26 protein-coding genes and 4 pseudogenes are annotated in these 24,772 nt (G+C 57.5%); 23 read left to right on the forward strand and 7 right to left on the reverse strand.

Going from position 1 to position 24,772, the window contains the following annotated elements; translation table 11 throughout:
- Positions 1 to 15 precede the first annotated feature (15 nt).
- The 3 genes and pseudogenes from AAF143_RS03305 to AAF143_RS03315 form a co-directional block, all read right to left on the reverse strand.
- A pseudogene (locus AAF143_RS03305) lies at positions 16 to 752 on the reverse strand (phycoerythrobilin:ferredoxin oxidoreductase).
- Positions 752 to 1,471 (reverse strand): 15,16-dihydrobiliverdin:ferredoxin oxidoreductase, encoded by a 720-nt coding sequence (locus AAF143_RS03310; RefSeq protein ID WP_255009464.1) that lies wholly within the window; start codon positions 1,469 to 1,471, stop codon positions 752 to 754. The pseudogene AAF143_RS03305 and the gene AAF143_RS03310 overlap by 1 nt, the downstream one beginning before the upstream one ends.
- A complete protein-coding gene (locus AAF143_RS03315; protein WP_255009465.1) occupies positions 1,464 to 2,159 on the reverse strand; it encodes a phycobiliprotein lyase in 696 nt (231 codons plus the stop codon). The genes AAF143_RS03310 and AAF143_RS03315 overlap by 8 nt, the downstream gene beginning before the upstream one ends.
- A gap of 27 nt (positions 2,160 to 2,186) precedes the next feature.
- Between AAF143_RS03315 and AAF143_RS03320 the strand changes: the two genes are divergently transcribed.
- The 5 genes from AAF143_RS03320 (at position 2,187) to AAF143_RS03340 (ending at position 6,999) form a co-directional block, all read left to right on the forward strand.
- Positions 2,187 to 2,801 carry a pentapeptide repeat-containing protein gene (locus AAF143_RS03320; protein WP_255009466.1) on the forward strand — a complete coding sequence of 205 codons (615 nt, stop codon included), beginning with the start codon at positions 2,187 to 2,189 and terminating at the stop codon, positions 2,799 to 2,801.
- Positions 2,802 to 3,349: 548 nt separating this feature from the next.
- Positions 3,350 to 4,525 carry a ferrochelatase gene (gene hemH / locus AAF143_RS03325; RefSeq protein ID WP_255009468.1) on the forward strand — a complete coding sequence of 392 codons (1,176 nt, stop codon included), beginning with the start codon at positions 3,350 to 3,352 and terminating at the stop codon, positions 4,523 to 4,525.
- Positions 4,526 to 5,171: 646 nt separating this feature from the next.
- A complete protein-coding gene (cpeB, locus tag AAF143_RS03330) occupies positions 5,172 to 5,732 on the forward strand; it encodes a class 1 C-phycoerythrin subunit beta (RefSeq protein ID WP_255009469.1) in 561 nt (186 codons plus the stop codon).
- A gap of 54 nt (positions 5,733 to 5,786) precedes the next feature.
- Complete coding sequence (locus AAF143_RS03335) at positions 5,787 to 6,281, forward strand: bleomycin hydrolase (RefSeq protein WP_255009471.1); 495 nt, start codon at positions 5,787 to 5,789, stop codon at positions 6,279 to 6,281.
- A gap of 112 nt (positions 6,282 to 6,393) precedes the next feature.
- Positions 6,394 to 6,999 carry a HEAT repeat domain-containing protein gene (locus AAF143_RS03340; protein WP_255009473.1) on the forward strand — a complete coding sequence of 202 codons (606 nt, stop codon included), beginning with the start codon at positions 6,394 to 6,396 and terminating at the stop codon, positions 6,997 to 6,999.
- Here the strand turns inward: AAF143_RS03340 and AAF143_RS03345 are convergent.
- Positions 6,974 to 7,882 carry a HEAT repeat domain-containing protein gene (locus tag AAF143_RS03345; protein ID WP_255009474.1) on the reverse strand — a complete coding sequence of 303 codons (909 nt, stop codon included), beginning with the start codon at positions 7,880 to 7,882 and terminating at the stop codon, positions 6,974 to 6,976. The genes AAF143_RS03340 and AAF143_RS03345 overlap by 26 nt on opposite strands.
- 129 nt (positions 7,883 to 8,011) lie before the next feature.
- Here AAF143_RS03345 and AAF143_RS03350 point away from each other — a divergent pair, with 129 nt between their 5' ends.
- From AAF143_RS03350 to AAF143_RS03365, 4 genes are all read left to right on the forward strand, one after another.
- Positions 8,012 to 8,287 carry a hypothetical protein gene (locus AAF143_RS03350; protein ID WP_255009476.1) on the forward strand — a complete coding sequence of 92 codons (276 nt, stop codon included), beginning with the start codon at positions 8,012 to 8,014 and terminating at the stop codon, positions 8,285 to 8,287.
- A gap of 123 nt (positions 8,288 to 8,410) precedes the next feature.
- Positions 8,411 to 9,025 (forward strand): hypothetical protein, encoded by a 615-nt coding sequence (locus tag AAF143_RS03355; protein WP_255009478.1) that lies wholly within the window; start codon positions 8,411 to 8,413, stop codon positions 9,023 to 9,025.
- A 93-nt stretch (positions 9,026 to 9,118) separates the two neighbouring features.
- A complete protein-coding gene (locus tag AAF143_RS03360; RefSeq protein WP_255009480.1) occupies positions 9,119 to 9,565 on the forward strand; it encodes a DUF2656 family protein in 447 nt (148 codons plus the stop codon).
- A 9-nt stretch (positions 9,566 to 9,574) separates the two neighbouring features.
- Positions 9,575 to 10,888, forward strand: coding sequence for a HEAT repeat domain-containing protein (locus AAF143_RS03365; protein WP_255009481.1), 1,314 nt, complete (start codon positions 9,575 to 9,577; stop codon positions 10,886 to 10,888).
- On the opposite strand, the gene AAF143_RS03370 is transcribed toward AAF143_RS03365, so the two are convergent.
- Positions 10,889 to 11,086: a hypothetical protein gene (locus AAF143_RS03370; RefSeq protein WP_414026510.1), complete on the reverse strand. Its 198-nt coding sequence runs from the start codon at positions 11,084 to 11,086 to the stop codon at positions 10,889 to 10,891.
- Positions 11,087 to 11,397: 311 nt separating this feature from the next.
- On the opposite strand from AAF143_RS03370, the gene cpeB (AAF143_RS03375) reads away from it, so the two are divergent.
- The 13 genes from cpeB (AAF143_RS03375) to AAF143_RS03435 all read left to right on the forward strand — a co-directional run bounded on the left by cpeB (AAF143_RS03375) (position 11,398) and on the right by AAF143_RS03435 (position 20,867).
- Positions 11,398 to 11,958, forward strand: coding sequence for a class 1 C-phycoerythrin subunit beta (gene cpeB / locus AAF143_RS03375; RefSeq protein WP_255009469.1), 561 nt, complete (start codon positions 11,398 to 11,400; stop codon positions 11,956 to 11,958).
- A gap of 54 nt (positions 11,959 to 12,012) precedes the next feature.
- Entirely contained in the window at positions 12,013 to 12,507 is a 495-nt protein-coding gene (locus tag AAF143_RS03380; RefSeq protein WP_255009471.1) for a bleomycin hydrolase, read from the forward strand.
- 203 nt (positions 12,508 to 12,710) lie between these two features.
- Positions 12,711 to 13,580, forward strand: coding sequence for a phycobilisome linker polypeptide (locus AAF143_RS03385; RefSeq protein WP_255009485.1), 870 nt, complete (start codon positions 12,711 to 12,713; stop codon positions 13,578 to 13,580).
- 33 nt (positions 13,581 to 13,613) lie between these two features.
- The gene (locus AAF143_RS03390) at positions 13,614 to 15,092 is read left to right on the forward strand and encodes a phycobilisome rod-core linker polypeptide (protein WP_255009486.1); all 1,479 of its coding nucleotides are present in this window, start codon (positions 13,614 to 13,616) and stop codon (positions 15,090 to 15,092) included.
- Between the two features lie 86 nt (positions 15,093 to 15,178).
- Positions 15,179 to 15,925, forward strand: coding sequence for a phycobilisome rod-core linker polypeptide (locus tag AAF143_RS03395; protein WP_414026511.1), 747 nt, complete (start codon positions 15,179 to 15,181; stop codon positions 15,923 to 15,925).
- Between the two features lie 121 nt (positions 15,926 to 16,046).
- Entirely contained in the window at positions 16,047 to 16,592 is a 546-nt protein-coding gene (locus AAF143_RS03400) for a phycobiliprotein lyase (protein ID WP_414026512.1), read from the forward strand.
- A 28-nt stretch (positions 16,593 to 16,620) separates the two neighbouring features.
- A complete protein-coding gene (locus AAF143_RS03405) occupies positions 16,621 to 17,238 on the forward strand; it encodes a CpcT/CpeT family chromophore lyase (RefSeq protein ID WP_414026513.1) in 618 nt (205 codons plus the stop codon).
- A 20-nt stretch (positions 17,239 to 17,258) separates the two neighbouring features.
- Positions 17,259 to 17,552 (forward strand): CpeR family transcriptional regulator, encoded by a 294-nt coding sequence (locus tag AAF143_RS03410; protein ID WP_255009493.1) that lies wholly within the window; start codon positions 17,259 to 17,261, stop codon positions 17,550 to 17,552.
- A 174-nt stretch (positions 17,553 to 17,726) separates the two neighbouring features.
- Entirely contained in the window at positions 17,727 to 18,245 is a 519-nt protein-coding gene (locus AAF143_RS03415) for a phycocyanin subunit beta (RefSeq protein ID WP_255009494.1), read from the forward strand.
- A 45-nt stretch (positions 18,246 to 18,290) separates the two neighbouring features.
- On the forward strand, positions 18,291 to 18,779 hold the full coding sequence (cpcA, locus tag AAF143_RS03420; RefSeq protein WP_255009496.1) for a phycocyanin subunit alpha: 489 nt from the start codon (positions 18,291 to 18,293) through the stop codon (positions 18,777 to 18,779).
- A gap of 146 nt (positions 18,780 to 18,925) precedes the next feature.
- Positions 18,926 to 19,678 (forward strand): HEAT repeat domain-containing protein, encoded by a 753-nt coding sequence (locus tag AAF143_RS03425; RefSeq protein ID WP_315859631.1) that lies wholly within the window; start codon positions 18,926 to 18,928, stop codon positions 19,676 to 19,678.
- On the forward strand, positions 19,675 to 20,355 hold the full coding sequence (locus AAF143_RS03430; RefSeq protein ID WP_414026514.1) for a HEAT repeat domain-containing protein: 681 nt from the start codon (positions 19,675 to 19,677) through the stop codon (positions 20,353 to 20,355). The genes AAF143_RS03425 and AAF143_RS03430 overlap by 4 nt, the downstream gene beginning before the upstream one ends.
- Positions 20,356 to 20,375: 20 nt before the next feature.
- Positions 20,376 to 20,867: a low molecular weight protein-tyrosine-phosphatase gene (locus tag AAF143_RS03435; protein ID WP_255009500.1), complete on the forward strand. Its 492-nt coding sequence runs from the start codon at positions 20,376 to 20,378 to the stop codon at positions 20,865 to 20,867.
- 234 nt (positions 20,868 to 21,101) lie between these two features.
- Here AAF143_RS03435 and AAF143_RS03440 read toward each other — a convergent pair.
- Together AAF143_RS03440 and AAF143_RS03445 are read right to left on the reverse strand one after the other, a co-directional pair.
- Positions 21,102 to 22,615: pseudogene (locus AAF143_RS03440) on the reverse strand (bifunctional pantoate--beta-alanine ligase/(d)CMP kinase).
- Between the two features lie 131 nt (positions 22,616 to 22,746).
- Positions 22,747 to 23,303: pseudogene (locus tag AAF143_RS03445) on the reverse strand (septal ring lytic transglycosylase RlpA family protein).
- 401 nt (positions 23,304 to 23,704) lie between these two features.
- Between AAF143_RS03445 and purM the strand changes: the two are divergent.
- Positions 23,705 to 24,737, forward strand: a pseudogene (gene purM / locus AAF143_RS03450) (phosphoribosylformylglycinamidine cyclo-ligase).
- Positions 24,738 to 24,772 lie beyond the last annotated feature (35 nt).

Raw genomic sequence — 24,772 nt, forward strand, 5'->3', positions numbered from 1 at the left:
TTGCAATAGATTCGATCAGCGGTGATCAAATAGGAATCCTTTAATATAATCTTCTGTCCATGATTCACCATAAAATCTTGTAAGCATGCCGCGAGCGGGATCCTTCTCCGCTCGGTAGTCAAGATATTTTAATTGCCCCTCCCTCAACTCTTGCCTCCTCACATCATCCACTGAGACTGCCTCCAGAACGAGTTCAAGGTAGAGGTCTAGATAAGCAACAAAGGCGTCCATTAACGGGCCATCAATCAAAGTATCGCTTTCAGATGTCAGTGGTAGCCGGGTCCAAAGAAAGCATGGTGAGAAATAAGGTTCGGCCTCCTCGGGTATTGGCCCCCCATCAGGGAGGAGGGGGCGAAAATGGTCAAACAAAGGCAAAAGCCTCGCCCAAACAGCCTCAGTGTGAAGGCGGTCACGCTTCAAAACGGGTTGAAGGTCCAAAGCTATGAGGTGACCTCCGGGCAATGTCACCAAGTCGGCCCCAAAAAAGGTAAATCAAAGCTGGGCTCAGGGCTGATTACCAAGTTCAGCACTTGCGGGCTCGGTTCAGCCACGACGCACGCCGCCCTCGCTTGGCGCAGCTTGGCATTGCGAACTCCCCAACTCGTTGTTGTTACATCAATCGGATTCGAACGGGATCCCGTGGAACCGACCTTCTTTACCATGTCTATCGGAATCGGGTATGGCTCCAGATCAAGTTTCTCGGTGATCCGTGTCACTGCATGATTAAAAAAGGATTCCCAGCGCCAGGTCATCAGTGATTTAAAGAAGTTGACACAAGAGAGGAGAGCGGGAAAAGGAAGGATCGCATGAAACGATTGCTCCATTCCTCGCCGAAATAGCTGGTAAAAAGCCCGTGGGCGGGATCACGCTCAGCACTGTACTGATCGTAAGCCCGCTGCAGGGATTCGACACGCTCAATCTGGTCAGGTGTGCTAAGCGCCTCCAAGTGCATAGCTGAATACGCCTGAATGATCTCAAGAAATGATTGCTCGACCAAAGGGGCGAGCTCAGCAATCGAGCCTCGAGCAAACAGGAGAAATGGTGAAAAATACTGATCAGCGTCATAGAAGCGCATCGCCTCACCAACAGCCAAGCTTGGATGCCTTGCCTGAATGGCTTCCAATCCTGCAAGGTAGCGTTCGGCATAGATCTTGCCCTGCTCTAGAGGCTGGAAGTCCATCACAGCAACCAGCTTGTCTCGAACTGCAAAGCTGAGCAGGTCGATGCCAAGGATCGGTTGATCGCGGCCAAACTCTGGGTAGGCGACCGCATTGAGAACTTGGACGGCATCACCGCCATCAAGTTGGGTCACTCTCCATCGGCGAATACCGGGGGCCTGCCATAGACTGCTCCGAATAACAGCTCCTTTGCGAGAATTGGCCTGATGAGCTAGATCGGAATCCAAGGATAGACGTGTTCCTCCTAAGGCTTCAATCTCCTTAATTAAGATGTCATGGTAACGGTCAAACATTGTCGGAGGCCCCATCCAACTTGATAGTATTCACGTCCGACATCTTAAGTTGATCCCGCCTAACTTCGCTGTCTCGGCGCAAGGCATGAAAAGATCCAATCTCGTGGCATCTGGTTTCAGTAGAGTAGCTTACTAGATTCACCCCACCCATCACCAACGAAGTTCCCACTCGGACACGGGTGTCATCGCTCAAGAACCAACAACGTTCCACCCCAGAATTGCGATCATACTCGGTATGCAGGGACATGACCCCATCATCACTGATGACATAGTGGCTAGCAACCGCCAAGCCTTCAAGGTAGCCAATATCGCGATACATTACACCCCTCGTAACATCACTTGGATCAGGAATATCGACCAGAACAGCAGCACTTCCCTCGGCGAGGTCAATCGACATCGTATTGCTCTGCCAATAGAATCTCGCCCCGCCAGCAGCGCCATCACTCGCAAGCTTGAACTGCTCACAAACACGGCCTACAGAACTATCATCAGGCCCGAAGGGTACGATGACAAGATTTGAACACCCTGACTCATCTTCACTCTCCTCAAAGTGGTGAACAGAGCGGTGAGACAGCCAGGTTCCAGCGCTTTTGGCTAGGAACTCCGCCATTGTACGCGGTGAAGCAGTCTGCATTGCTAATGACACACTCAGATCATCACTTGTTGCATACTGCATGATCGGAAGCATTTTCCTGCAGGATCCTCAGATTTTGTCATGACCCAGAACCTCCGTGCCGCAGCCCTCCAGGGGGCGAATCTACGTGGTCAGAACCTCATAGGCGCCAACCTATGCCGCGCCGATCTACGGGCAGCCGATCTGCGCGGTGCACAGCTGGCCCAGGCACGTCTCAACCAGGCCCGCTATGACGCGGCAACTCGCTGGCCAGAGGGGTTCGACTATCGCCACTCGGGGGCTGTCGGCCCGGGTGCCAACCTCTCTGGTAAGTACCTCTGCACCGCCGACTTACGTGGAATGGATCTCACAGGCTGCAGTATGTTAGGAATATATCTCAGTGGCGCTGACCTGCGCGGTGCCATCCTTGAAGACATCTCCTTTGTCGGCGGCGATCTGCGGCAGGCACGTTTTGGAGGTGCCTTGATGGCACGATGCCGCTTCAGGGACGCAGAGTTGGACGGTTGCGACTTTCGCGGGGCAGACCTACGCGGAGCTGATTTAACCCAGGCCCGCAGCATCAAGGGAGCGGTGTTTTCTGAAGCGCTGGGAAGCGAGGAATGGTCCTCTTCACTGCTGAGTCGGTCTCCCGCGGAACTGGATTGCTGGAATCCACTGGCGCGCTGCACTAGCCGCGACAGCCTCCTCTCGCTGTGAGGCTCAGATCTGGTCATGACGGAACGAACAGCCAGAGGAAAGCCTCCTAAGGAGTGCGTCCTCTGACTCCCCCTGCAGTGAAGTCTCCACAAATCAACCGGCGAGCACCCAGGTGCTGGTGATCAGTGGAATAGATCCAGCTGAGTCCTGTGATGGGGAGATGTTGAGGCGGATCTTCAACAACCCACTACCTTACCGACGCAGTGAGCCACCCAGGATCTCCACAACCTGCATCTGCAACAAAAACCACCGAAGGGATTGGTGAAAAAGGCTTGCTTGGAGGCCTCGATCCGCTCAAGCGCCGTGGCCGCTGCGCTCGGCAGTCCCCAGTCTCCACAGCTGAAGCGTTGCTGGCTCAGGGCCTGGCTCAGCCAGCATCGATCCCGACAAGGGAGGGTTTCTGGGCAGTGGGAGCCGATGGCCGCCACCAAACAGTGGGTCGGCTGCCATGGCGGCGATGGGCGCGAAGACGGATCGATCAGTGCTGGCAAGCTCTGGCGGGCACCAGCAGGGTTACGCTCTGAGCCAATCGATGGACCAATTCGGGTATGGCCAGGATCGGCGTAGTGCTGCTGAACCTCGGTGGGCCTGAGCGCATCGAAGATGTCGGCCCTTTTCTTTACAATCTTTTCGCTGATCCGGAGATCATCCGGCTACCCACGCCCCTACTGCAGAAGCCTCTGGCCTGGCTGATCAGCACCCTGCGCAGCAACAAGTCCAAGGAGGCCTACCGCGCCATCGGCGGTGGCTCTCCACTCCGCCGCATTACAGAACAGCAGGCGCGCGAGCTTCAGAGTGAGCTGCGGCAGCGGGGCATCGAGGCCACCACCTACGTGGCGATGCGTTACTGGCATCCATTCACCGAATCGGCCGTGGGTGACATCAAGGCGGATTCAGTCGATGAGGTGGTGGTGCTCCCCCTTTATCCCCACTTCTCGATCAGCACCAGCGGTTCGAGCTTCCGCGAACTGCAGCGCCTGCGCCAGGCCGATCCCGCCTTCAGCAAATTGCCGATCCGCTGCATCCGCAGCTGGTACGACCATCCCGGCTACGTGCTTGCGATGGCCGAGTTGATTGCCGCTGGGGTGCGCAGCTGCAAGGACCCCGCCTCGGCCCACGTGTTCTTCAGCGCCCATGGAGTGCCCAAAAGCTATGTAGAGGAAGCCGGTGATCCCTATCAGCAGGAGATCGAAGCCTGCTCGAGGCTGGTGTTGGTCAAGCTGGAGGAACTGCTCGGCCATGCAAATCCCTACACCCTGGCTTACCAGAGCCGGGTGGGTCCGGTGGAATGGCTCAAGCCCTACACCGAAGAAGCCTTGGTGCGGCTTGGTGAGGAGGGGGTCCAGGAGTTGGTGGTGGTGCCAATCAGCTTCGTGAGCGAGCACATCGAGACCCTCGAGGAAATCGATATCGAATACCGGGAAATCGCCACTAGAGCCGGCATCAGCAACTTCGTGCGCGTGCCCGCCCTCGACACCTACCCCACCTTCATCAAGGGTCTGGCTGATCTGGTACAACTGGCCCAGGCCGGCCCCGAAGTGAACCTGGATCAGGCCGCCTCCCTGCCCAGCCAGGTGAAGCTCTTCCCCCAGGACAAGTGGGCTTGGGGGTGGAACAACAGCTCGGAGGTCTGGAATGGTCGCCTGGCGATGCTCGGGTTCTCGGCCTTCCTGCTGGAGTTATTGAGTGGCCGAGGTCCGCTTCATGCCCTTGGTTTACTCTAAGAGTTCGCTGAAAAATTCAGGCTGCTCTGCGAAAATGCAGCAGCTAGGGAACAGCTGCTGCTGATAACGGCAATGGAGCAAGGGCTGTTCGGCGTCGATTAAATGGGTAACAAATTCCATGAGGCAACGCAGCCGCCCACGTAGTTGACCCCGTGTACCTGCAGGAGCAGCTCTCCTTCCTTGACCTGGCTCTCCACTGTGCAATGGGGCTTCTTTCCCCCTGGTGAACAGCACACTGGCTCCCTCCAGCAGCCGCTTCTTCCATTCGCTCACCTGGATCGGGTGCACCGCGTGGTCGGCGGCGATCGCCTGGAGAGCCGTGCGGCCACTGATGCCTCCCTGGCGACTCTGGTCTTGAGATTGGGGGCTGTGGGTATGGCGTTTGCTGATGGGCTAAAGCCCCACTAAGGGGCGGGGCCCTGAATCAAAAGTTAACGATGGAGCCTTCCCAGAAAACCCAGGCCATCTCACACCCATGGCGTCGAACCCGGGTTGTTCTTAACATTTTATTCTGTTTTAAGTTTTGTTGGTGGCGGTCCCTGTCCCCGCGGGACAGGGCAAGAGAACTGAAAGAGTCCCTCTCAAGTGGCTGGAACAACCCTCGTTCCCATCACTGCGTCACCACCACTCCATTCTCTCCTCCCCCATGCTCGACGCCTTCTCCCGCGCTGTTGTCAGCGCTGACGCCAAGACAGCCACCATCGGTGGTGCCGAACTGGCCGCCCTGCGCCAATACGTGGCTAATGGCAACAAGCGCCTTGATGCCGTCAACGCGATTGCCAGCAACGCCAGCTGCATCGTTTCCGACGCCGTGTCAGGCATGATCTGCGAAAACACCGGTCTGATCCAGGCTGGTGGCAACTGCTACCCCAACCGCCGCATGGCCTCCTGCCTGCGTGATGGTGAAATCGTTCTTCGCTACATCTCCTACGCCCTGCTGGCCGGCGATGCCTCCGTCCTCGACGACCGCTGCCTCAACGGCCTCAAGGAAACCTACATCGCTCTGGGTGTGCCCCTGCAATCCACTGGTCGGGCCGTGGCGATCATGAAGGCCTCCTCCTGTGCTCACATCAGCGAGACCAACACCAGCGGCACCAATCCAGACGAAACCCGTTTCAACAAGATGCAAACCATCCAGGGCGACTGCTCGGCTGTGGTTTCAGAAGCGGCCAGCTACTTCGATCGCGTCATCAGCGCACTCGGCTGATTCCCTCCCGTCTCTGACTGATCCTTCTCCAACCCATTCGTTTCAAAGTCTCCAATGAAATCTGTTGTCACCACCGTCGTCACAGCTGCTGACGCCGCCGGTCGTTTCCCCACCCAGTCCGACCTGGAAGCGGTCCAAGGTTCAATCCAGCGTTCTGCCGCTCGTCTGGAAGCCGCTGAAAAGCTCGCTGCCGGGCTTGACAAAGTTGTCCAGGAAGCTGGCGATGCTGTCTTCAAGAAGTACCCCTACCTCAAGCAGTCGGGCGAAGCTGCTAGCAACCAAATCAAAACCGACAAGTGCTACCGCGATATCGCTCACTACATGCGTCTGATCAACTACTCCTTGGTGGTTGGCGGCACCGGCCCGATTGATGAGTGGGGCATTGCCGGCGCCCGTGAGGTCTACCGCACCCTCAATCTGCCCACCGCAGCTTATGTGGAGGCCTTCTCCTACACCCGTGAGCGCGCTTGCGCACCGCGCGACATGAGCCCTGAAGCCGCCAAGGAATTCAAGGCTCTGCTCTCCTATGTGATCGAGTCACTCTCCTGATCACAGCGATCCTTCTCAGCGGCCTCTAGCCTGTCTGCACTGCGGCCCCCATGGGGCCGCTTTTTTCTGGCAGACGTTCTGCGCAGCACACGTATCCTTACCCAGCCTCTCCATGCCTCTCGACGACCTGTTCGCTCAACTCCACCATCCCAATCCTCATCAGCGCGACAGGCTGATGCACGAGATCATCGCCAGCGGTGATCAGAGCGTGAAAACACGTCTGCTCGGCCTGCTGGATGCTGAAGATGTGAGCCTGCGTCGGAGTGCGGTTCGTGCCATGGGGGCGATCGGACCATCTGTGGAACCATTACTCCGAGAAAAACTGTCTGAAACCATCGATCCAACCACCAGTGCCAGTTGCTGCAAAGGCATGGCCCAGATCGCCGTCGCCTGGCCGAAGCACTCATTCAGTGAGCAGACGCTCACTCTGCTGGGTCAGAAGTGTCTGGAACCAAATCCAGTGGTCCAGCTCACAGCTGTGATGGCTCTTGGGGAAATGGGATCGTTGGCCCTGCCCGCCTTGGAACGCGCCCTGAACGGAGATGATCTTGCTGTGATCATGGCCACGCTCAATGCCCTTGCCTCAATGAACCACTCTAAAGGCAAAACTCTTGTGACAACATTTATCGCCAATGGCAAGCATCAGGAAGATCCACTGATCCAGCAAGCCGCCAATCAGGCACTTGAACGATTCACAACTCAAGCCTGGCGGGCCTGATATCTCCAGACTCATTGAGCTGCTCGAGCTGGCGGATTGCCAGCGCCATCACAGGCTTGACACTTGGATCCTTCTCCGCAGCAGCAGCCTCTCTAACTTGATCTAGCACTCGAGGATCCTTCTGTTTGACAAGGGCCAATGCTGCCACCCTTCGCACCACCCCCGATGGATCTGACAACCCAATGAGCAGCGAAGGTAAGTACTGAGGATCCAACATATTACCTAGAACTGTCACGACTTCAGCCCTGACATCAGCCGAAGAATCAGAATAACAATTGATCAACAGCACTTTCAGCTCAATGTCCTCGCTGGATCGTACGAGATCAGCCATCACTCCGACCACAGCCGCACGTTGATCCTCGTTCCCATGCTGAAGGGTCTCTTTGATAGGGCCAAGATCCTCAGCACCAATGAAAGAGAGTGCCCAACTGGCCAATCCCTTGACGATGGAACCTGCCCCAGGATCCTGAAGCTGCCTCATCAAGAAAGGAACAGCTTCTGCACCACAACGAGCCATGGCGCCGGCCGCCGAGCCCTGCACAACGGGATCGGGGTCGTGACTGAGCGCCGCATCGAGATCGGGTAAGGCTTCTGGGGCCTCGATCAGGGTCAGCGTCTTGGCAGCAGCGCGGCGAACCGTCACATTCTCATGGCCACGCATCGCCCTGATGAGGAACGGAATCGCTGGACGGCCGATCTCCCCAAGCGTCTCGGCAAAATTAAGGCGGATCAAGCCCCGTGAATCCCCCAATCCCTCCACCACTCGAGCCAAGGCCTCAGGGTCATCGCTGCTGAATTGACCGGAAGCCAGAGCAGAACGAACTTCGGTAAGTAACGCGTCATTTTCCTTGGGAGTGAACTGAGGCGAGATCGTGCCACTCATGCAGAAACCAGGTCTTGTGGAAGCATTCTCAAGCACGCCGCTGCCCCCATGGGAATGGATCACAAGATCTGAAGAGGCCTTGCCGACATGGAAACTCCATCCTAGATAGAAGGACCAACAACTGTCACCATGGTCGCAACCTTGAGCAAGCGGGAACAAGCGGGCCGACAGCGGCCTTGGCAATACCTTGTCCGGTCCATTGTGGAGACGAATCCTGCAGACTCAAAAACGTCAAACAAACATGACGACAATGAACAGCATGCAGAATCTACATTAAATCCAAGCGACGAAAATGCCTTGGCCATGCTCAGCTTAGCCGAACTCCGCAGGAAAGCCTCGGAGCAGGGTATCGACACAGCAAAAAAACTTTCCAGGGCAAAACTCATCGAACTTCTCTCCCGCTAGAAAGTGCAGACTCCTTCGCCTGCGAGCTTCACTAGTCTCGCCCATCCCGGCCAGTGCTGAGTTAAAATTTGACGTAAATTTTTTGGGTGCTAAACTAACAACACAGTGCGATAAAATCAGGCTATGACATCAGCAAATAAACCCAAAGAGTCTGCTGAATATTTACAAACAATTCAATCGCAAGCTCGCTTATTTATCATACCCGATTCATCGCGCATAAGTGGCGAAAGTCGCAGAATCTTGAATGAAACAAACCTGGGGAAACGCTTACTTGAGCCGAATGAGCTCTCCTCAATCTGCGCAGAATCCCAGGCAGAACCTGTGGCAATCCTGACGTTCCAGCATATGATGGATGGGCTCGTTGAGCATGCAAGGCTAAGGATCAAAAAGCAATTTCCGCTGTTGTTCAAGATCAACGGCGCCCTGTACACGCCCGATCGTTCCAAGGCCTGTTGGCGCGACCTTTGGCATTTCCTCAGGATCACCACCTACGGAGCAGCGATCGACGATCTCAGTTTTTGCGATCAGCAAGGCTATGCCGCCACTATGGAGCTCTATCGCCTGTTCAACGTGCCCGTTGACGCCATGGCCGCGGCCCTTGTCGACATGGCCAGCACCTATCGCGAAAGATTGCAATCCGCCCCATCAGCTACAGAGCAGCAGCTGATTGGCGGCTTGGGACACATCCACACATCCCTGCAGCGAGCCCGTCACTTGAGCTGGGAGATGCCTGTGTAGCCATCGTGGTACTGGTCATGAATGACCCCCGAAGGCAATACAAGACGAAGCCCTTCCACAACAGCATAGAATGAGCGCAGACAATCAACGGCCATGGAAACGAAGACAAGCTTCGTGCTCTCGCATAACTTCCAGCTACCGAACGAGAAGTACAATGAGCTACGGGAAGGCTCTTTAGTAGCTCTTCTCTCGCACGGATTGGCCAACGGCATCGCTATCGAAGGGCTTGTTCACCCCCATTGGCGAGCCAAGATCACGGCGCCCCTCGAACCGATCGCTCTGGCACGCCTCCTCGGCCAGTCCCTGAGAAGCGAACGGGTGAAGGCTGGTGAGTCCGATGCTTATACCGTTCTGCTGCTTGGAGGGCGCAAGGATCAGGCCGCTCAGCCAGGATCTCCGTTGCAAGCTGGGATGTGGGGAGTTGATATGGTGGAAACAACAACGCCCCAGGCCTTTCTCAGTGCCCTCTCCTGGGAAGCCATGAAAGCCAGTCGAGCACTCGATGCCGTCTTCGAAGTGTGGGAGCCTGATTGCCAGTGAGTTCAGACCATGTCCGATAACCGCTTCCACAACATCCACCCCGGCCTGGGCAAGGATGAGGCCATCTCCATGCTTTTGAGACCACTTGAGGAACTTGACCTTGATAGTGATCGCTACACGGCAGCGGCACACCTGATCAATTTCCCCGGTGAGGACAGTGAAGCTGCACTGATAGCCTGCCTCAGGGACACTGACACGGCTCAAGCCCAGAGGATTGCTCGACGTAAATCAGTGGAAACTCTGGCCCGATTGGGCTGTCGACAAGCAATCCCCGACATTGTGGAATGCTTAACCAGCAAGGATCCCTACTTAGTTGAGAATGCCAGCTGGGCCCTAGGTCAGCTGGGCGCAGATGATGTTGGCATTCAGGCCAACCTGATCAACCTTTTGGCCGACCCCAGCCAGAGCAGGAGGGTGATCGTGCAGGTTCTCTCACGCCAGCGATGCCAGGCAGCCCTGGCACCCATCTCAGCATTCATGGATGCCGACGACGGCATGCTGGCCACCGCCGCGATCACCGCCCATGCACTGATTTCAGGTAACAGCTCAAACCTGGAAAATCTGGAGCCGTTCCTCTTTCATCCCAATGTGAACGTACGGCGAGGGGTGATCCAGGACCTGATGGACGCCGGTTGGCTGCCAGCCATTCCGACCATCGGACAGGCGCCGGTATCTCCTGTGTTTCGGCTTCGGGGGATCCGACACCTGGCCAACCTGGCAGCGGATGCAGACGCGGCCTCCTTCGGCGTCGCCCCATCCGATGACATCCTGTTGAATGTCATCGACCATCAGATCGATGATCGTCCCCAAACCCTGCGGCTCGTTCATCGCTACGACCAGCCCCAGGAACTTGGAGCACTGGTGCGCGAGCTTTACGGTACCGACTTCGGACGCAGCTACCTGGCGATCGCCACCTTGACGGATCAGTTCGGCAGCAGCGCCTTGCCGACACTGGTGACAAGCTTTGAGGAAGAGGGCTGGAACGACTACGGCGCCCACTACCACCTGATGCATTTGTTTGGTCGACTGGGCGACCCAATGCTGCTGCCTCTGGTGCTGGATGGGCTGAACAACCTGCGACCCCAGTTCCTGAAATCACGCCCGGCAGCCGCCCTGGCCCTGGCGCGACTTCAAGGACCTGAAGCCGGAACTGCTCTTCTGGACCAAGCCGTCAACGCCAGGAGCTGGGAGCTTCGCTACGCCTGTTTGATGGCGATGGAAAGCCTTGGCCTCAGCCCTCCGGAAGCGTGCCTGAGCGATGAGGATCGGCTGGTTGGCCTGCGGGCGAGGCGCTGTCGCCATGCTGTTGGGTCAACTGGCTGATCAACTGGTCAACCCCCGAATCTCCGGATGCTCGTTCAGGTCTCGGTCAACCTTGGCCTTGGGAAGCTTCAGCTTGTGCCCCATGCTGATCAAGTCCTGCACAAGCCGCTGCCGGTACGCCTGCAGGTCCTCGATGGCAAGCTCAAGCTCTACCTGCCCGTCGGAACTCATTGCGGAGAGGTCGCTGAGGTCTGTCATCAATCATTCCAATGGGCTTGTCCTGCCCATCCTCCATCCTGAGCCCGGCCTGCGGACGGCTGCTTGTTACGAAATCCTATGAGTCCCCACACTCAGGTCCAGGGGGAGCTTCTGAGATTTATGTTCAGTGAGCGATAAAGACGCACTGGTCCAACAAGGCTAGAAACCTTGCTGGCCACAGGGATTGCTCCACGCCTTGGCCTGTTGACATGTCGGATTCGGCACCCAAACAGCTGAGCATCGCAAGTATTCCTCACCAAGGCCAAACCCGCTCGTCTTGTCGCGACTGAGATCTCCCTCTTCAGGAACCCATGCTCGACGCCTTCTCCCGCGCTGTTGTCAGCGCTGACGCCAAGACAGCCACCATCGGTGGTGCCGAACTGGCCGCCCTGCGCCAATACGTGGCTAATGGCAACAAGCGCCTTGATGCCGTCAACGCGATTGCCAGCAACGCCAGCTGCATCGTTTCCGACGCCGTGTCAGGCATGATCTGCGAAAACACCGGTCTGATCCAGGCTGGTGGCAACTGCTACCCCAACCGCCGCATGGCCTCCTGCCTGCGTGATGGTGAAATCGTTCTTCGCTACATCTCCTACGCCCTGCTGGCCGGCGATGCCTCCGTCCTCGACGACCGCTGCCTCAACGGCCTCAAGGAAACCTACATCGCTCTGGGTGTGCCCCTGCAATCCACTGGTCGGGCCGTGGCGATCATGAAGGCCTCCTCCTGTGCTCACATCAGCGAGACCAACACCAGCGGCACCAATCCAGACGAAACCCGTTTCAACAAGATGCAAACCATCCAGGGCGACTGCTCGGCTGTGGTTTCAGAAGCGGCCAGCTACTTCGATCGCGTCATCAGCGCACTCGGCTGATTCCCTCCCGTCTCTGACTGATCCTTCTCCAACCCATTCGTTTCAAAGTCTCCAATGAAATCTGTTGTCACCACCGTCGTCACAGCTGCTGACGCCGCCGGTCGTTTCCCCACCCAGTCCGACCTGGAAGCGGTCCAAGGTTCAATCCAGCGTTCTGCCGCTCGTCTGGAAGCCGCTGAAAAGCTCGCTGCCGGGCTTGACAAAGTTGTCCAGGAAGCTGGCGATGCTGTCTTCAAGAAGTACCCCTACCTCAAGCAGTCGGGCGAAGCTGCTAGCAACCAAATCAAAACCGACAAGTGCTACCGCGATATCGCTCACTACATGCGTCTGATCAACTACTCCTTGGTGGTTGGCGGCACCGGCCCGATTGATGAGTGGGGCATTGCCGGCGCCCGTGAGGTCTACCGCACCCTCAATCTGCCCACCGCAGCTTATGTGGAGGCCTTCTCCTACACCCGTGAGCGCGCTTGCGCACCGCGCGACATGAGCCCTGAAGCCGCCAAGGAATTCAAGGCTCTGCTCTCCTATGTGATCGAGTCACTCTCCTGAACCCCAAGGCGCTGATCAACTACTTCTCCAAAGGCCCCTCACGGGGCCTTTTTTCAAAGCGCTCAAACCTCTATAGGCCTCTTGAGGTAACAGATCACGCACTAAAAGGCAATGGGCAGGAAGCCTTTAGTATGATTTTCAAGACTTAAACCTTGGCACCCGCGGCCCCAGGGTATGCCACCAGTTCCCCGAGCACTCCCAGCATGACTTTTGGACCTGCCTCCTTCCTTGGTGTAGAGCGCTTCACATCTATCAACGCTCAAGAGCATTTCTCTGGTGATGCCAACGCTGACAAGGACGTCATCATCCGAGCCATTTACCGTCAGGTCCTTGGCAATGCCTATGTGATGGAGGAAGAGCGCCAGATCGTAGCCGAGTCGCAGTTCAAGCTTGGCCGCATCAGCGTTCGCGAGTTTGTTCGACTGCTATCCAAAAGTGCAACGTACCAAAGCCGTTTTTTCGATACATGCAGCCGGTATCGCTATATTGAACTCACTTTCAAGCATTTACTTGGGAGAGCTCCAGACAACTTCGAAGAAATGCGGGGCCATAGCGAAATTCTAGATCATTTCGGGTATCAATCGGATATCGATAGCTATATCGACAGCGCCGAATATCAAAATCGATTTGGCGAGGATACAGTTCCTTACCTGCACGGCTGGCAAACCGGTCCTGGAAAGAGTATGCGCGAATTCACCTGGATGTTCCAGCTCACTCGGGGCGCCAGCAGCAGCGATCTCAAGGGAGACGTAGCCGGAATTGCCCCCAAACTTGGTGGTGCCGCTTACCAGAACACGAGCTTCCCGGTGATCAGCCCTGGTAATACAGCTAGCAGCTTCCGGCTTGCACCCCAGAATGGTGTGGGCAAAACCCGAGCAGGGGTTGGAGCGGGCCAGGAAGGCAAAATCTACAAGATTCAGGTGAGCGGATACCGAGCAAACAATGTTCAAAAGTTTTCCCGCTATCGCCAATCCAATCGAGTGTTCTATGTACCGTTCGAGAAACTCTCAGAGCAGTTTCAGCGCATCCACGCTGAAGGCGGAAAAATAGCAAGCGTGACCCCTGTCAATTGATCGATTCACCTGAGTCCTATTCATTATCATCCCATGCCCACCATTAATCGGTATCAGGCTGCGTCTGCCAATCTGATGCAGCCGAACATAGCTCCAACAAGTTTCTGGCCTCAAGCGGGAACAGAGGCCTGCCAGGTTGCAATTCGTGCCGCCTACAAACAGGTTTTTGGAAACATCGGCGTGATGGAGAGTGAGCGGCTATTCACTTCCGAATCCAGGCTAACAAACGGCGAACGATCAATTCGCGAGTTTGTCACTGAGCTTGGTTGCTCAGAACTGTATCGTCGTCGCTTCTTCGAGACATGCTCACCCCACCGTTTTGTAGAGCTTAATTTCAAGCACTTTCTTGGTCGTGCTCCGCAGTCCGAAGCGGAAGTGACAGAACATGTAGAGCTTCTTCAGGGCAAAGGTCTTGAGGAGGAAATCAAAAGTTATACCAACGGCGAAGAATATCTAAACGCTTTTGGAGAAGATACTGTTCCTTATCTGCGTTCAGTGGTAAGCCAAGTCAGTCTTGCTCAGAACAATTACACCAAGATGCTCTTGCTTAAGGGCACCAACAGCAGCAGCGATAACTCCCAACCGAAACGATCACAGACCCTTCCCTACCTTGCCGCGGCGGCAAGGGCTATGTCGGGTTTGAGTTTCGGTCGATACAATCCATCTCCAACGGCTGTTTACAAGCCGATGCGTTCCACCTCAGGGCTCGACACAGCGCCCCTCAGCCCTTCACTCTACGCCGGCTTTGGAGTCTCACAGCAAGATCAAGAACGCTTAGAATGTTTGGTTGGCAGCAGCGCCGAAGATGTCAAGCAAGTGATTCGCGCCGTCTACCGCCAGGTGCTTGGCAATCCACACCTGATGGAAGGGGACATCCCAACTTCGCTTGAATCGCAACTGATTGACGGGAAACTCAGTGTCAGGGCCTTCATCCGTGAGCTCTGTCTCACAGCTCATTATCAACAGCGATTCTTTGCCAAGGCTTCACCCTATCGCTTTGTCGAGTTGCTATTCAAGCAACTGCTTGGCCGTGCTCCAGAAAATCAAGCAGAATTCAGAGTTCCGCTTGACATCGTGATTCGCCAAGGGTATACAGCCACGATTGACCATTTCGTCAACAGCGAAGAATACATCAACAGCTTTGGAGAGAACGTCGTTCCCTATCTTAAAGCCGTAAAGTCTGCGCAAGGCCGCAGCCAAAGCAATTTCAACCGTACGCTTGCACTCGTCAATGGCTTCAGCGGTGGGGACCGTCAAGTCACCAGTTCTCGTCTGCTCAATCAGGTGACTGGAGGAGCCAATCAGATCATTCCACTGCGCTCGACTGCATCCAGTGGATCGATGCAGCCGCCCGGCAAGCGCTACCGAATTGAGGTCACAAGTCAAACCTTCGGGAGTCGTCGTCGTAGGGCGGCAACAACCTATGAGGTTGCTGGAGACCGCATGACGAGTCAACTGAAGTTCATTCACAGCACAAGCGGCCGTATTGTCAGCATCAGTGAGATCGTCTGAGATCCACTGATGCAAGTTTAGTCTCAGCAAAGCAACTTGTTGCTCCCATTCCCCTTCTCACTTGCTCTAAAACAATGTCTCTCTGGATGCAATCCAACCCCACAAGTGAACTCTGGGCGAGTTCAAGCGAAATGGAGCTGGACGATGTCATGCTCTCCGTCTATCGTCAAGTCTTGGGGAATGCTCACGTAACTGAGTCCGATCGGCTGACCACAGCCGAATCTCAGTTGCGGAATCGTGACATTTCCGTCAGGCAATTTGTCGCCGCTGTCGCCCTCTCTGATGCCTACAGGCAACGATTCTTTGACACGAACTCACAGTATCGTTTCATCGAATTGAACTTCAAGCATTTGCTTGGCCGCGCGCCTCGGAATCAGGCCGAAATTGCCGAACACACAGCCATCTACGCAGCTGCCGGCTATGAGGCCGACATTCTTTCCTACATTGAAAGTGACGAATACAGCTCCGTTTTCGGAGACAACATTACCCCTTTCACCCGCACAGATTCGGCCCAGCTCTCCCAAACAAGAGACTTCCTGCGCACGATTAACCAATGCCGCGGTTTTGCCAGCAGCGACCTAGCTCAAAGCCAGCCAAACGCTCGAAGCTTGGCCTCCAACATTGCAGAATCGGCCAATCCTCCGACAGCCACTCGATCGGGCGGAAATCGAAACGGACGCTTCGAAATTGTGATCGACATGCCCCGCAACAGTGCTGTCAACCGACGGGCTGCCCAAGTCATCACTGTTGACTATGCTCAACTCAGCCAGCGAATCAATGTGATCCAGCGCCAGGGTGCTCGCATTCGCACAATCAAGCCTGTCGCCAAGTAAACTCGAGCAGATTCCATCGTGTTGCCACCATGCTAGTCATGGTGGCTTTCTCTTGCATATTGTAAATTCATTAATCTAGGCCTACTCAAAGAATCCCCAGGCTAAACCGAAACTCAAAGACTTGAAGACCTTGGCCGATATCTCAATCTCAGACTTCGTCGAGAGATCCCTTGGAACATGGCATTCCAAGCGCAGTGGTCACAACCTGGCCTTTCGGCATGTCGAGGAGGTCGAATCCACGATTGAAATCATTGCTGAGCCCCATGATTCCGCTGAGTTAATCCAGCTACTGAACTCTAATGAGGTGGACAGCCAAGCAATTACCAGCCCTTTTCGCATGTCTTGGCGCGGGAGTTCCGATTGGGATGAATCAGAAGTCAGCGCTGGTGAATGCCTGCTCGTCCCAGTCCCGGATGGCACAAGAAGCGGAAGGCTGCTCCGAAGCATAGGTTATACAGAAGAAATTCCTGCCGTAGGTCACTATAGACTTGACGACGATGGGGCGTTTACGCTGATTACTCCTTACCAAGGTTCAAGCGCAGAAGAGCGCATCTGGTTTGCCACAAAGGATGTGAGACTGCGAGTATCGTTGATGCGAACTAAGGGCGGCCAAGGTATCGTCCAAGCTTCTTTTTCTTCAGAGATTCGCCAACGGGATGGGAGCTGAGTAGACATAATCAATGATTGAGATGCAGTTGACCGACACCCAAGCCCGTCAGTGTATTCAGCTCATGGTGGGCTCCTTCCGCAATGATCGCCAGTTTGCCACCCACTCCACTGAGGTATCTCATATTCAACTAGCCTTTCGCCCATTCAACGCTCCTGGCTTTGATGGTTGTTGGCTGTACTCAGAACAGGCCTACACCTTTGACCTCTGGCGTCCGTATCGGCAAGGTGTACACCATGTAACACAACTGTCGGATCGGCTCAGAATCGATAACTTCAGTCCACCTGATCCCCTATTTGTAGCAGGTGCGAGCCATGAACCCAGTCTTCTGAAGACCTTGGAGCGGAGCAAGCTGACTGCAAGGCCTGGCTGCGCTATGGAGTTCTTCCCAAAAGACACAGGTGGCTTCCGCGGCCAGCTTGAAGAAGGCTGTCGCTGCATGGTGCCCCGCGACGGCCAGCTCACCTATCTCGTTAGTGAAGTTCTACTTGAAGAAGGCCTATGGCGTAGCCGTGATTTCGGCTGTGACCCAAAGAGCCATGAACAACGCTGGGGTCTCACTGATCGACAGTTTGAGTTTGAGCTCATTGAGAGTTTTGCTCACGAGTTGACACATTCTTTTGATCCTGCCAAGCCACTTCCATGAGTGGAGCCATTCTGCCCCCAATGGCCAAGCAGCGTCTCAGGAGCTGGATACGGAGCCGCCACCTTGTTCTTAAGGGCAACTTCCTGCTCATGGAGTCACTTGAGCAGAACGCCATTGATCGCTTTGCGGAAGCCGTTGAGAGCCTTGATGGACACCTCATCAGCGTGAACACCGACAAGAGTCTTTCCTCAGGAAATCGCACTATCCGCGTGCTTCAAGGCAAGGCCTCAATGCTGAATCAGCACTGGGGTGAGCTACTACAATACTGGGCAGAAAAAGGAGGGTTTTACAGTCGTTTTGACGAGCGTGGGTGACCTTTTGTTAACACCTCCCCCCTCTGGACCGTGCGCATTAAATAATAGACAGATCGCTTGGCCCCCAGTGCTTGGCATCGGCAAGCCAGCGAAGCCCTTTCCCCTAGCGTTTCGACGTTCTGGAGTTTGTCAGGGTCTTTCACGACACTCCCTCAAAGAATAGGTGCCAACCCCATGTTTGACGCTTTCACAAAGGTTATTGCCCAAGCTGATGCGCGTGGCAGCTTCATCTCTGCTGGCGAACTCGATGCCTTAGCTGCGATGGTTTCAGACAGCAACAAGCGGCTGGATGCAGTCAATCGCATCACAAGCAATTCATCCTCGATCGTCGCCAACGCCGCTCGCGCCCTTTTTGCTGAGCAACCCGGCCTGATCTCACCCGGCGGCAATGCTTACACCAGCCGTCGCATGGCTGCTTGCCTCCGCGACATGGAGATCATCCTGCGTTACGTGACCTATTCCATTTTCAACGGAGACTCCAGCGTTTTGGAGGATCGTTGCCTGAATGGACTGCGCGAGACCTACCTGGCTTTAGGCACCCCTGGCGCCTCGGTTGCGGAAGGTGTCCGCAAGATGAAAGAAGCTGCTCTTGGCATTGTGAACGATCGTGCCGGTATCACCCAGGGTGATTGCACCGCACTTTCTTCTGAAATCGGCACCTACTTTGACAGAGCCGCATCTTCTGTCGCCTAAGGCTCCCATTCAGCTGAACAACCCTTTCTTTCTTTCTCGCTTTCCATGAAATCCCCACTCACAGAAGCCGTCTCCACCGCTGACTCCCAGGCTCGTTTGCTGAGCAACACGGAGATTCAAGCCGCCTTCGGTCGCTTTAGTCGTGCCAAGGCAGGCCTTGAAGCCGCCAAGCAACTGACCGCCAAGGCCGACGCCTTGGTCAACGGGGCCGCCCAGGCGGTTTACACCAAGTTCCCTTACACTACACAGCAGCAGGGACCGAACTACGCTTCAACTACAGAGGGCAAAGCGAAGTGTGCTCGAGACGTTGGCTACTATCTTCGTATGGTGACCTACTGTTTGGTTGCAGGTGGTACAGGTCCAATGGACGACTACCTGATTGCAGGGCTTGACGAGATCAACCGTACTTTTGAGCTCTCTCCCTCCTGGTATGTAGAAGCTCTTCGCTACATCAAATCCAACCATGGTCTGAGTGGCGAAGCTGCAACCGAAGCCAATAACTACCTCGACTATGCGATCAACGCCCTCGTCTGACAAGACATAGACATCGGTGTCTCTCATGGGGGCTTAATGCCCCCATTTTCATGGAACTATTGGGCTCTGGTTAGATGGTGAGGCAAACAGATGCGGAGCCAATAGGAACTCCCATCAGCGAAGCCGAGGCCTTGCGCAGGCTCGGGTTGGTTGACGATGCATCCTCCCGTTACTACGCCGCTTGGTGGCTGGGAAGGCATCGCAGCGACAATCCAAGAACCATCACGTTGTTGCTGGAAGCCCTTCGAGACCGCCACGTTGTTCATCCAGGGCAGGATCTAGATGCAACTGCAGTGGCTAGAAATGCCGCACGAGCCCTTGGAAAACTTGGGCCGGCAGCGCGCCAGGCGATTCCCGATCTGCTCTCTGCGCTCGAGGATGAAGATCCAGGGCTGCGCGAAGCGGCGTCCCGGAGTCTTGGAAACTTAGGTGCCAAGGAGGCTGTTGAGCCACTGGCTCGCCGCCTAAAAGGAGGGCTAACTGGACCCGGACGTTCTCAGAGTGGCACGGCTCGTCTGGTTGAACCATGCGAAGCCATCATTGAGACCCTGGGAGAGCTGGGGGTGGCAAGTCCCGAGGTGCTGGAGGTCATCACTCCCTTTCTCGACCACGAACGTCCGGTGGTGAGCAATGCCGCCGCACGGGCGCTCCTTCAACTCACCGGTCAGCCCTGCTGGGGAGAGAGGCTCGTCGCGATGCTTCGGCACCCACAGTTGCAGGTACGACGATCGGCTCTTCTGGACTTGGGCGCCTGTGGATGGTTACCGGCACTGTTGCCCATCTCCCAGACTCTGGCCGAAAATAGCCTCAAACTGATTGCTCTTCGAGGGCTTGCAGAGGCTGCAGCGGACCCATGCAGCACTGAAGCTGTCCTTGCGGCGATGGATGAGTTGCTGTGAAGACATCCGCATCCCCAGATGAATTGGCAAATCTGATTGCTGCTGTCCAACTGGCCTGCACTGGCGAGGCGCTTCTGGACGCCACCGAAGCCCTCAGCGCCATGGCAGACCCTGGCAGCCTGGATTGTCTGATGGAGATTCTCACTTACAACAACCCAGGAGCAGCCGTGGCAGCCGTGGAGGGGCTGGTCTCGATCGGTGGGCCAGCCGTGGCCCCACTGCTCGCCAATCTGGATCAACACAACTACGGAGCCAGAGCCTGGGCGGTCAGAGCCCTGGCTGGTATCGGCGACGTCCGAGGTCTTGCTGTTTTGGAGCAGGCTCTGGCAGAAGACATGGTGCCAAGCGTGCGACGAGCTGCCGCCTGTGGCCTCGGAAGGCTTCAGCTGCAGGGCCTTGGGCAGGAGCAGCAAGAGGAGGTGATCCATCGCTGTTTCACCTCCCTGGAGATGGGCCTGAGCGATGGGGAGTGGATTGTTCGCTACGCCGTAGTGGTAGGTCTGGAAAAACTCACTCCGGCCCTTCAGTCACCTCCTGGAGACGTCTCTAGGGTGATCGAAAGCCTCGGCGGCCTTGTCAATGAAGAGAAGGAGCCTGTGATGGTGGTAAGAATGCGGGCAGACTTGGCTCTAAGACGGCTGAACGCCAAGCGGCCAGATCGCAACTTGACCAAGTGAAAACTCAGACTCAATTGAACATGACACAGCGTATCCTTTTCGTCTGTTTAGGCAACATTTGTCGATCGCCCGCTGCCGAGGGGATTTTTCTTCATCTGTTGGATTTAACCGAATTCAAGTCTAACTATCTTGTCGATTCTGCAGGGACGGGAGCATGGCACGTCGGAAATGATGCCGACAAGAGAATGCGGGCAGCAGCGGCGAAACGCGGGGTCAACTTACTCAGCAAGGCACGCCAAATCACAGAGGACGATCTCATGAATTTCGATCGGATCCTTACGATGGATCAGGAAAACTTCAAGCAAGTATGCAGAATGGCCGCACAAAGTGGGATTGACCAAGACAAAATTGCCTTAATAGAGCCGATCACCAATCATTGCTGCAAGTTTTCAGCAACAATGATCCCTGATCCCTACTACGGCGACGATAATGGGTTTGAAGATGTGCTCGATCTGCTGGAAGATGCTTGCGCCGGCTTACTTGCTCGCCTCAACGAGAGGAGCCATTCTTAACCATGCTCACCATGGAATGGATCATCATGCCAAAGGCATGATCGCCGCTGCTTAGAGGACGCTTGGATGGACGTCGAATTGTGGAATCGGAAGCGCTTGAATAGTTCAAAGCTGCCGATGAAGAGTTCGCTGTCGTTGTGCTTGATGACATTCCGAGAAGCGCCTTCTGAATTCAACTTGCTTCAAACACTACCGGTGTGGGGGAGTATCCCAGGGCGGCTTCGAAACAAACCGTCAAGATCCTGGCCAAGCTTCCTCCGGGACCCGTTCGCGGAACAGGTCCACCAGGGTCTGGATCACCAACTCAATCGTCATCCCATCGGTGACCAGTTCCTGGGCATCAGGGGCCTGTCGCAGGGGGCCACCTCCCGGCTGGCATCGGCGTGGTCGCGGCTTGCGATCTGCTCCTCCAGCTCGGCAAGGGGAGGAACCGGGAAGCCCCGCTGCTCAAGATCGAGGGCCCGCCGCCGGGCCCGCTCCTCCACCGTGGCCGTCAGGAACACCTTCAGATCGGCGTGGGGGAACACGGCGGTGCCGATGTCGCGGCCTTCGGCCACCAGCCCCCCGTTCGCCCATGGCCTGCTGCTGGCGGGTGAGGGCCGCCCGCACGCAGGCGTGGGCCGCCACCATGGACACCTGAGCGGTGACGTCGGGGCTGCGGATGGCCTCGCTCACGTCATGGCCGTTGATGCACACCCGCTGCTCGCCGCCCGCCGCCGTGCTCAGTTGCAGGTCGAGGCCCTGCAGCAGCGGCTCGATCGCGGCCCCATCGCTGGGATCCACCCCCTGCTGCTGCACCCACCAGGTGAGCGCCCGGTACATGGCCCCCGTGTCGAGGTAGACCAGGCCCATGCGAGCGGCGAAGGCGCGGGTGACCGTGCTCTTGCCCGCTCCGGCGGGTCCATCGATGGCAACGAGGGGCAGGCGGGTCATCAGAACGGTGTGATCGATCAGGCGGCAGCCGCCACAGCGCACGGCCACGGCCAGCAGGCCAAGGCGATCCAATCGGGGCAACGGTGCCAGGCTATGGGGTTGCACCAACTCCACGTACTCCACCTCCAGCTGGGCCCGCCCCAGGGCCTCCCGCACCACCGCCACCAGCGCCTCGCCTGAAACGCCACTGCCCACGCCATTGACCATGTCACCGGCCGCCCGCAGCGCTCCCCGGGCGGCCTCCAGGGCCTGGGGCAAGGCCTGCACCTGCAGGCGCTCCGCAGCGCTGAGGTAGCGGTTGCGGGAGCTGCAGGCCAGACCATCGCTCTCCCGCACGGTGGCGCAACCCTGCACGCGCAAGGGCAGGCCCAGGTCGGCCACCAGGCGCCTGAGAATCACCAACTGCTGCCAATCCTTCTCGCCCAGCATCAGGCGCTCGGGGCGTACCAGGCCCAACAGGCGTGTCACCACCGTGGCCACCCCATCGAAGTGGCCGGGCCGATGGCGACCGCAGAGCACCTCCTGCAGCTCCCGGGGGGACTGAGCCGTGTGAGTTGGCCCTCCCCCGGGAACAGTTCCTCGACGCTGGGCCTGAACAGGGCATCGGCGCCGGCCTCCCTGGCCAAGCGTTCGTCCGCCTCAAGGGGCCTGGGGTAGCGGCTGAAATCCTCACCTGGTGCGAACTGCAGCGGGTTGACGAACACGCTCACCAGCACCCTGGGCTCCAGGCCAGCAACGGGTCGACGGGCCGCCTCCACCAGGCTGCTGTGCCCCCGGTGCAGGCCCCCCATGGTGGGGACGAAGTGCAGCGGCACCGTTCTCTGGGCCGGCGTAGCGCACCAGTGCAGCAGTTCGACGCGGGTCTGGAGCAGTTGCAAGCGCCCTCAACGGAAAGGCCCACCCGCCAATGTGGCGGATGGGCCTGGGGATCCGTCAAGGCGGAGGTTCAGCGCAGCACTTCGAGCTTCACCTGGGCGACGCCACTGGCGACAACGCCGAGCTGACTGGCAGCACCATGGGCCAGGTCGATTACACGGTTGCCGTGGAACGGGCCGCGGTCGTTGATCCGCACCACAGTGGTGCGACCGTTCCAGAGGTTGGTGACACGCACCTTGGTGCCGAAGGGCAGTGTGCGGTGGGCTGCGGTGAGGGTGCCGGGACGGAACCGTTCACCATTGGCCGTGCGACGGCCGAAGAACCCAGGGCCATACCAGCTGGCCTGACCACTGCTCGTAGCCACAACCCGGGGGCCACCGGCGCCGGAGCGATCGGCAGGGGCGGGGTGATCGGACGGAGCAGCGGTTCTGCGGCGGGAGCAGGTTCCTGGACCTCACGGATCGCCAGCTTGGTGGTGGCGGCAGGAGCGGCCAACTCTTCGCTGTACTGGGCGGAGGCGATGGCCTCGCCGCTGATCGTGCGGCCCGATTGGGCCATGGCGGGGATCAGAACGCTGCTGCCGGAGAGCAGGAGGGCCAGGGCCCCGAGGGAGGTGGTACGACGCATAACAATCGGAACTCGCCGGGTAAAACAGCAGTTACTGGAAATTCAGTGGGCTGTTGACTGTGGTTGCTCCCTCACGAATAGGAGAGTTTGTGGAGCGAACCAGTCGGCTGAGTTCCTAACGGGAATTGACAACGACGCAAAGTTAACCCGTGAATGCAGTCAAAAAAGTGAGCAGCCGTGGGACCAAGATTGATCAGTATTCATCATCAATTGCCTGATCCCTGCCACCCACAGGCCTGAACACGGCTCCGTCAACCGGAATTGATCAGACAACCGAATCGACCCCATAAGCTCGGCTGATCGCTTGTTGTGCCAATAATGGAATTGTCCACAGTCTGTCGGGAAAGAACGGCGCCCCAGGGGCGATGGCATCGGAGGATCAGGGAAAGGGCGATACCCGCATGGACTACCGCACAGCAGGCGTGGATGTGGTGGCCGGACGGGCCTTCGTGGAACGCATCCGCTCCAGCGTGGACTCCACCCGCCGGCCAGAAGTGCTGGGGGGCTCGGGGGTTTGGTGGACTCTGCCGCCTGCCTGCGGGCCTGCGCCGGCCCCTCCTGGTCGCGGGCACCGATGGGGTAGGCACCAAGCTGGAACTGGCCCAGGCCCACGGCCAGCACCACGCGGTGGGGATCGATCTGGTGGCCATGTGCGTCAACGACGTGATCACCACTGGCGCCGAGCCGCTGTTCTTCCTTGACTACATCGCCACCGGCAAGCTCAGCCCCGAGGCCATGGCGGCCGTGGTGGAGGGCATCGCCGACGGCTGCCGGCAGAGCGGCTGTGCGCTCCTGGGGGGCGAAACCGCCGAAATGCCGGGCTTCTATGCACCGGGCCGCTACGACCTGGCCGGGTTCTGCGTGGCCGTCGTCGAGGAGGACGAGCTGATCGACGGCCGCAGCACCCTCGCCGGGGACCGGATCGTGGCGGTGGCCAGCAGTGGCGTCCACAGCAATGGTTTCAGCCTGGTGCGGCGCATCCTTGAGGCCGCCGGCACCGAGGCCACCACCACCCTGCCCCACAGCGGCCGTCCTGTGCTGGAGGCCCTGCTCACCCCCACCCGCCTCTACGGCTCCCTGGTGAGCGCTCTCAAGGCCCAGTCCGTGCCCCTCCATGGCATGGCCCACATCACCGGTGGTGGCCTGCCGGAAAACCTGCCCCGGTGCCTGGGCGGTGGGCTGCGGGCCCGCATCGACCCGAACAGCTGGGAGCGGCCCGAGTTGTTTCAGTGGTTGCAGGAGCAGGGCAGCGTCCCCGAGGACGATCTCTGGAACACCTTCAACCTGGGGGTGGGGTTTTGCCTGGTGGTTCCCGACGGCGCCGAGGGAGCCGCCATGGCCGCCGCCGCCGCCAGCGGCCACGACGCCTGGGTGCTGGGCCAGGTGGAGAACGATCCCGAGGGCCATGGGGCGCTGGTGAGGCTCCCCGGCTGAGGCATCAAGTCCTGCCGAATTCGCCGGGGCACACT

This window comes from Cyanobium sp. ATX-6F1 (genome assembly GCF_047395825.1).
Lineage (GTDB): Bacteria > Cyanobacteriota > Cyanobacteriia > PCC-6307 > Cyanobiaceae > ATX-6F1.